The sequence below is a fragment of the Isoptericola sp. NPDC060257 genome (assembly GCF_042726645.1).
Classification (GTDB): domain Bacteria; phylum Actinomycetota; class Actinomycetes; order Actinomycetales; family Cellulomonadaceae; genus Isoptericola; species Isoptericola nanjingensis.
Genome location: NZ_JBHXAW010000244.1, coordinates 1 through 6822 on the forward strand (window position 1 = coordinate 1; position 6822 = coordinate 6822).

The following is a 6822-nucleotide window of genomic DNA, read 5'->3' on the forward strand; positions in this document are numbered from 1 at the left end:
GGCCCGGTCCCTCGCCGGGACCGGGCCACCGGTGCGCTCCTCCGCCCGCAGCCGCCGCCGCGGACTACTCCGGGCCCCGGACAGCACGCCGTACCGCCTCGACCGTCCTCGCGACGTCGTCCCCGTCCGTGGACCAGTTGCTCACCGAGACCCGCAGGACGTCCCGGCCCCGCCATCGGGAGCCGGAGATCCACGTCTCGCCGTCGGCGAGGAGCCGCGCGCCGACCGCGCGCGTCAGGGCGTCGTCGTCGAGCGCGAGGCACACCTGGGTGTAGACGACGTCATTGACCACGCGCACGCCGTCGATGCGCGCGACGCCCTCGGCGATCGCCCGGGCGCGCTCCGCCAGGCCTCCGACGAGCCCGGCCAACCCCTCCCGCCCCAGCGAACGCAGCGCGGCCCAGGTGGGCACGCCGCGCGCACGCCGCGAGAGCTCGGGCGCCTTGTCGTAGGGGTTGCCGGGGCCGGGCGCGTCCACGAGGTACGCCGTGTGCACGCCGAACGCCGCGCGGACGGCCGCAGGGTCAGCCACGACGGCGACGCCGCAGTCGTACGGCACGTTCAGCGTCTTGTGCGCGTCGGTCGCCCAGGAGTCGGCGCCCTCGATCCCCTGCACCAGGTGGGCGAGACCCGGCACCGCCCCCGCCCAGAGGCCGAACGCGCCGTCGACGTGGACCCAGGCGCCGTGGTCGTGCGCGAGCGGGATCGCCTCCGCGAAGGGGTCGAAGGACCCGGAGTGCACGTTGCCGGCCTGCAGAGCCACGATCGTCGGCGCCCCCGGCGGCCCCTCGGCGAGCGCGGCGGCCAGGGACTCCGTGCGCAGTCGGCCCTGGTCGTCGGCCGCCACCTCCGTCGGGGCGCCGAGCCCGAGGTAGCGCAGCGCGAGATCGACGGAGTCGTGGCGCTCGGCACCGACCAGCACGCGCACCGGAGGCCCGCCCGTCAGGCCCCGCTCGTGGACCTCCCACCCCGCACGGCCGAGAACGGCCCCGCGCGCCGCGGCCAGCCCGGTGAGGTTCGCCGTCGTCGCGCCGGTCACGAAGCCCACGTCGGAGCCCGCGGGCAGGCCGAGCGCGTCGAGCACCCACCGTCCCGCCTCCTCCTCGACCGCGACGACGCCCGGCGTGGAGAACCGCATCCCGGCGTTCTGGTCCCAGGCGCTCACGAGCCAGTCGGCGCCCAGCGCCGCGGGCAGGGTGCCGCCCATGACCCAGCCGAAGAACCGGCCCGACCCGATCGCCATCAGGCCGGGCTCGACCCGGGCGGCGAGCTCGTCGACCACGTCCGCCGGCGCGAGCCCGCGACCGGGCAACGGCCCGGCGAGCGTCCGGCCGACGGCGTCCGCGTCGGCGCGCGGCGGGACCGGCCGCTCCCCCACGTCGTCGAGCCACGCCCGCGCGTGGTGCACGGCGCGGTCGAGCGCGCCGTCGAAGTCCTTGCCTCTGACCGTCATCCGGGTGCTCCTTCGCGACCGGCCTCGGTGCCGCCGCCAGGATATCGAGAGGGAGATCACGGGGCGGGACGACGGCCTCGGTAGGAGGGAGGGCAGCGCCCGACGCTCGGGACATCCTCGCTGCGAAGACCCGCGGGCCGGCGGAAGTGCGCGACGATCACGCACGCGTGTGAGACTTCCCCGCATGAAGCGGACCATGGGTATCGAGGAGGAGTTCCTGCTGGTCGGGGACGACGGACGGCCGGTCGCACGGGCCAGCGAGGCGCTCGACGCCTCGGGCGTCGACCTGACGAGGTCTCCCGAGACCGGCGGGGGCGCGCTCGAGACCGAGTTCATGGAGGAACAGCTCGAGACGGCGACCCACCCTCGCCACGAGCTCACCGACCTCGCCGCGGAGGTCCGCGCGGGCCGGCAGCGCGCGCAGGCGGCGGCCGACCGGGTCGGGGTGCGCGTCGCGGCGCTGGCCACGTCCCCGTGGCCGTTCGAGGGCACGACGGTGGCGCGGCTGCGCTACCTGGAGGCGCGGGCCGCGTTCGGCCTCACGGCCCGCGAGCAGCTCACCAGCGGCTGCCACGTGCACGTCGCCGTGGCCGACGACGCCGAGGGCGTGGCCGTCCTCGACCGCATCGGGCCGTGGCTGTCCGTGCTGCTCGCGCTGAGCGCGAACTCGCCCTTCTGGCAGGGCGAGGACTCCAGCTTCGCCAGCTACCGCTCCCAGGTGTGGGCGCGCTGGCCCACGTCCGGACCGGCCCGCTCCTTCGGGTCCCCGGAGGCCTACCGGCAGGCGGTCGACGACCTCGTCGCCACCGGGACGATCCTCGACCAGAACATGGTGTACTTCGACGCCCGGCTCTCCGCCCGCTACCCCACCGTCGAGATCCGCGTCGCCGACGTCTGCCTCGACGCCGATACGGCCACCCTGCTGGGTGCCCTCGCCCGCGGGCTCGTCGAGACGGCGGCACGCGAGGCCTCGGAAGGGCTCGCCGCGCCGGTGCTGCGGCCCGAGCTGCTGCGCACCGCCTCCTGGCGCGCAGGTCGCTCGGGGCTGTCGACGGAGCTGCTGTCGCCGCACACGTGGCAGCCTGCACCCGCGCACGACGTCGTCGGGCAGCTCGTGGCGCACGTGCGCGAGGCGCTCATCGACACCGACGACCTGGACGCGGTCACCGAGCTCCTCGGCCGGCTCTGGGCCGGGGGCGGCGGTGCCGCACGGCAGCGCGCGTGGCACGCGGAGTCGGGCGACCTGCGCGCCGTCGTGGACCGCGCCGTCGAGGTCACCCACGCCTGAGCGTGCGGTCTCGCGTCAGTCGTCCCAGCCCATGCGGAGCACCTCGAACGACGTCGCGTGCTCCACGCCCAGCCGCGGCCCGGTGGCCGACGTCATCCGAGCGAGGAACTCGGCCGGGTCGAAGTGCTCCCACCCGAGACCGTCCAGGTAGGCGGCGTGGGCCCGCAGCGACGCGACGCCCGCGTCGAACGTGTCGGTGACGTCGACCGCGTGCCCCGCGTAGGGCGACCCGGCGACCCACACCTGACGCACGCCGCCCCACGGCTCGAGCCCCTCGGCCTCGAGCTGGTCGGTGAAGACCCACCGGTTGCCGGCGTCGCGCACCGCGTCGACGACGGCGCGCCCGGTCGCGACGTGGTCGGCCTGGTTGAGCATCCCGCCGGGGAAGGTCTCGCGGTAGTTGCCGGTGATGACGACCTCCGGCCGGTGCCGGCGCACGGCGCCCGCGACCGCCCGGCGCAGCGGCAGGCCGTACTCGATCACCCCGTCGGCGAACCCGAGGAACTCGACCTCCTCGACGCCGACGGCCCTCGCGGAGGCGGTCTGCTCGGCCTCGCGCACCCGGCGCGCCTCGTCGGGGTGCATGCCGTCGATCCCGGCCTCGCCGCTGGTCACCATGCTGTAGACGACCCGCTTCCCCTGGCCGGTCCAGCGGGCGACGGCCGCGGCCGCGCCGAACTCCATGTCGTCGGGGTGCGCCACCACCGCGAGCGCCGTCGTCCAGGTCTCGTCGAGGGGGCGCAGCGGCGCGCCCTCGTCGGCACGGTCGGGTGTCGTCGTCATGCCGACCACGCTAGCGACTCAGTACGTCGTCAGCCCGTGGGCGCGGAAGACGTCGCGCACGTCCTCGGTCGCCTCCGGCGTCGGCGGCTCGGTGCCGTCGAGCTCGTAGGTGCGCCCGAGCTCGGCCCACTTGTCGCGGGCCATCTGATGGAACGGCAGCACCTCGACGCGCTCGACCGTGCCAGGGCGCACGGTCTCGATCTCCGCCGCGTGCCGGGCGACGGCGGCGACGTTCTCCGGGTCGTCGGTGAGGCCGGGCACGAGGACGAACCGCACCCAGACCTTGACGCCGCGCTCGGCGAGGCGGCGCCCGAAGCGGAGCGTGGGCGCCAGGGAGCGCCCCGTCACGCGCCGGTATGTCTCCTCGTCGCCCGCCTTGATGTCGAGCAGCACCAGGTCCGTGTCGTCGAGAATCGCGTCGGTCGCGTTGGCGCCGAGGAAGCCCGAGGTGTCGAGGGTCGTGTGCACCCCGAGCTCCTTCGCGCCGCGCAGGACCCGCGCGGCGAACGCGGGCTGCATGAGCACCTCGCCGCCCGAGAGCGTGAGGCCGCCGCCTGTCGCGGAGAAGATGCCGCGGTAGCGCGCCACGCGGGCCAGCAGGTCCTCGGCGAGGACGGGCTCGCCGTCCTTCATCGCCAGGGCGTCGGGGTTGTGGCAGTACAGGCAGCGCAGCGGGCAGCCGCTGAGGAACACCGTCAGCCGCGTCCCCGGGCCGTCCACGGCGGTCACGAGCTCCCAGGAGTGCACCGAGCCGAGCTCCCCCGAGCGCATCAGCGCCAGGCGGTCGGAGCGGCCCACCTCCTCGGTGTCCACGGTCTCGATCCCCCGCAGGCCGGCGCCGGCCCGGCGCCGGGAGGGGGCGTCCAGCAACGCCGGGCCGGCAGTCATGGTCAGAGCCCCCCGTGGAAGGTGCGCGACAGCACGTCCAGCTGCTGCTCGCGGGTCAGCCGCACGAAGTTCACCGCGTAGCCGGAGACGCGGATCGTGAGCTGCGGGTACTTCTCCGGGTGCTCCATCGCGTCCTCGAGCGTCTCGCGCACGAGGACGTTGACGTTCATGTGGTAGCCGTCGGCGCCCACCGAGGCGTCGAGCAGGCCGGCGAGGTTCGCGACCTGCTCCTCGCGGGTGCGGCCGAGGCCGGAGGGCACGACCGTGTTGGTCAGCGAGATCCCGTCCTGCGCCTGGTCGTAGGGCAGCTTCGCCACCGACAGCGCGGAGGCGAGCATGCCGTGCGTGTCGCGGCCGTTCATCGGGTTCGCGCCGGGCGAGAAGGGCTCGCCCGCGCGGCGGCCGTCCGGGGTGTTCCCGGTCGCCTTGCCGTAGACCACGTTGGACGTGATCGTCAGCACCGACTGCGTGGGCACCGCGTCGCGGTACATCCGGTGGCTGCGGATCTTCGCCATGAACGACTCGACCAGCTCGACGGCAATGGCGTCGACGCGGTCGTCGTCGTTGCCGTAGGCGGGCCAGTCGCCCTCAGTCTCGTAGTCGACGACGATGCCGCGCTCGTCGGTCACCGGGGTGACGGTGGCGTACCGGATGGCCGACAGGGAGTCCGCCGCGACCGACAGGCCGGCGATGCCGCAGGCCATGGTGCGCAGCACGTCCTTGTCGTGCAGGGCCATCTCGAGCCGCTCGTACGCGTACTTGTCGTGCGACCAGTGGATGCAGTTCAGCGCCTCGACGTACGTCTCGGCGAGCCAGTCCATGGTGCGGTCGAAGCGGGCACGCACGTCGTCGTAGTCCAGCGGCAGCCCCGGCGCGACGGCGGGGAACGCCGGCGAGACCTGCTTCCCGGTGACCTCGTCCCTGCCGCCGTTGATCGCGTACAGCAGCGCCTTGGCGAGGTTCACGCGGGCGCCGAAGAACTGCATCTGCTTGCCGACGGCCATCGGCGAGACGCAGCACGCGATGGCGGCGTCGTCGCCCCACGCGGGGCGGATCTGCTCGTCCGACTCGTACTGCACCGCGGAGGTGTCGATCGACACCTTGGCGCAGAACTCCTTGAACCCCTCGGGCAGCCGAGGGCTCCAGAACACCGTCATGTTCGGCTCGGGCGCGGGGCCGAGGTTGTACAGCGTCTGCAGGAAGCGGAACGAGTTCTTCGTGACGAGGGGCCGACCGTCTTCGCCCATCCCGCCGATGGTCTCGGTGACCCAGGTCGGGTCGCCGGAGAACAGCGCGTCGTACTCGGGGGTGCGCAGGAAGCGCACGATCCGCAGCTTGATGACGAAGTCGTCGACGATCTCCTGCGCCTCGGGCTCGGTGAGCCGCCCGGCGGCCAGGTCGCGCTCGATGTAGACGTCGAGGAAGGTCGACGTGCGGCCGAGCGACATCGCGGCGCCGTTCTGCTCCTTCACCGCGGCGAGGTAGCCGAAGTAGAGCCACTGCACGGCCTCGCGCGCCGTCGTCGCCGGGCCCGAGATGTCGTACCCGTACGACGCGGCCATCTCCTTGAGCTCCCCGAGCGCGCGGATCTGCTCCGCGTGCTCCTCGCGCTCGCGCACGACGGACTCGCTGAACGGCCGGACGTCGAGGCCGAGCTTGTCGACCTTCTTCGCTGCGACCAGCTGGTCGACGCCGTACAGGGCAACGCGGCGGTAGTCGCCGATGATGCGGCCGCGTCCGTAGGCGTCCGGCAGGCCGGTGATGACGTGCGAGCTGCGGGCGGCGCGGACGTTCGGCGGGTAGACGTCGAAGACGCCCTGGTTGTGCGTCTTGCGGTACTCGGAGAAGACCTTCTTGAGGTTCTCGTCCACCGGGTAGCCGTAGGTCTTCAGCGCGCCCTCGACCATGCGCCAGCCGCCGTTCGGCATGATCGCGCGCTTGAGGGGGGCGTCGGTCTGCAGGCCGACGATCAGCTCCGCGTCCCGGTCGATGTAGCCCGGCCCGTGCGCGGTGATGCCCGCCGGCGTGTGCGGGTCGACGTCGTAGACACCCTTCTCGCGCTCGGCCGGGAACATCGCCGAGAGCTGCTCCCACACCGCGGTGGTGCGCGCCGTCGGCCCCTCGAGGAACCCGTCGCCGCCCGTGTACGGGGTGTAGTTGCGCTGGATGAAGTCGCGGACGTCGATGCCGTCGCACCAGGGTCCCGGGGTGAAGCCCGTCCAGGCGGTGGTCGTGGTGGGTGCCGCGTCGGTGGTCATAGGGAGCCCCCTCCTTCTGAGGTATGACCACAGCCTATTCGTGAAAGCCTTCACAAACGATGCCGAGGCGCTGTGACGTCGCAGACACCTTCCAGCAAGCGATCTGCCGCGGGAACCCGATCGTTCCCGCGACCGATCGCTTGCTGGAAGGT

General features: G+C 73.4%; 5 protein-coding genes. 1 reads left to right on the forward strand and 4 read right to left on the reverse strand.

The window, feature by feature from the left end:
• Positions 1–64 precede the first annotated feature (64 nt).
• Positions 65–1453, reverse strand: coding sequence for a pyridoxal phosphate-dependent decarboxylase family protein (locus ACFWEK_RS16945; protein WP_430554788.1), 1389 nt, complete (start codon positions 1451–1453; stop codon positions 65–67).
• Between the two features lie 184 nt (positions 1454–1637).
• On the opposite strand from ACFWEK_RS16945, the gene ACFWEK_RS16950 reads away from it, so the two are divergent.
• Positions 1638–2741, forward strand: coding sequence for a glutamate--cysteine ligase (locus ACFWEK_RS16950; RefSeq protein ID WP_430545281.1), 1104 nt, complete (start codon positions 1638–1640; stop codon positions 2739–2741).
• 15 nt (positions 2742–2756) lie between these two features.
• Here the strand turns inward: ACFWEK_RS16950 and ACFWEK_RS16955 are convergent, their stop codons facing one another.
• Genes ACFWEK_RS16955 through pflB form a run of 3 tightly spaced genes read right to left on the reverse strand, consistent with a single transcriptional unit; the run spans position 2757 to position 6670 of the window.
• Positions 2757–3524 carry a PIG-L deacetylase family protein gene (locus ACFWEK_RS16955; RefSeq protein WP_430554789.1) on the reverse strand — a complete coding sequence of 256 codons (768 nt, stop codon included), beginning with the start codon at positions 3522–3524 and terminating at the stop codon, positions 2757–2759.
• An 18-nt stretch (positions 3525–3542) separates the two neighbouring features.
• A complete protein-coding gene (gene pflA, locus ACFWEK_RS16960) occupies positions 3543–4412 on the reverse strand; it encodes a pyruvate formate-lyase-activating protein (RefSeq protein ID WP_430554790.1) in 870 nt (289 codons plus the stop codon).
• Positions 4413–4414: 2 nt separating this feature from the next.
• Positions 4415–6670, reverse strand: a complete 2256-nt coding sequence (gene pflB / locus ACFWEK_RS16965) for a formate C-acetyltransferase (RefSeq protein WP_430554791.1) — start codon at positions 6668–6670, stop codon at positions 4415–4417.
• Between the last annotated feature and the right edge of the window lie 152 nt (positions 6671–6822).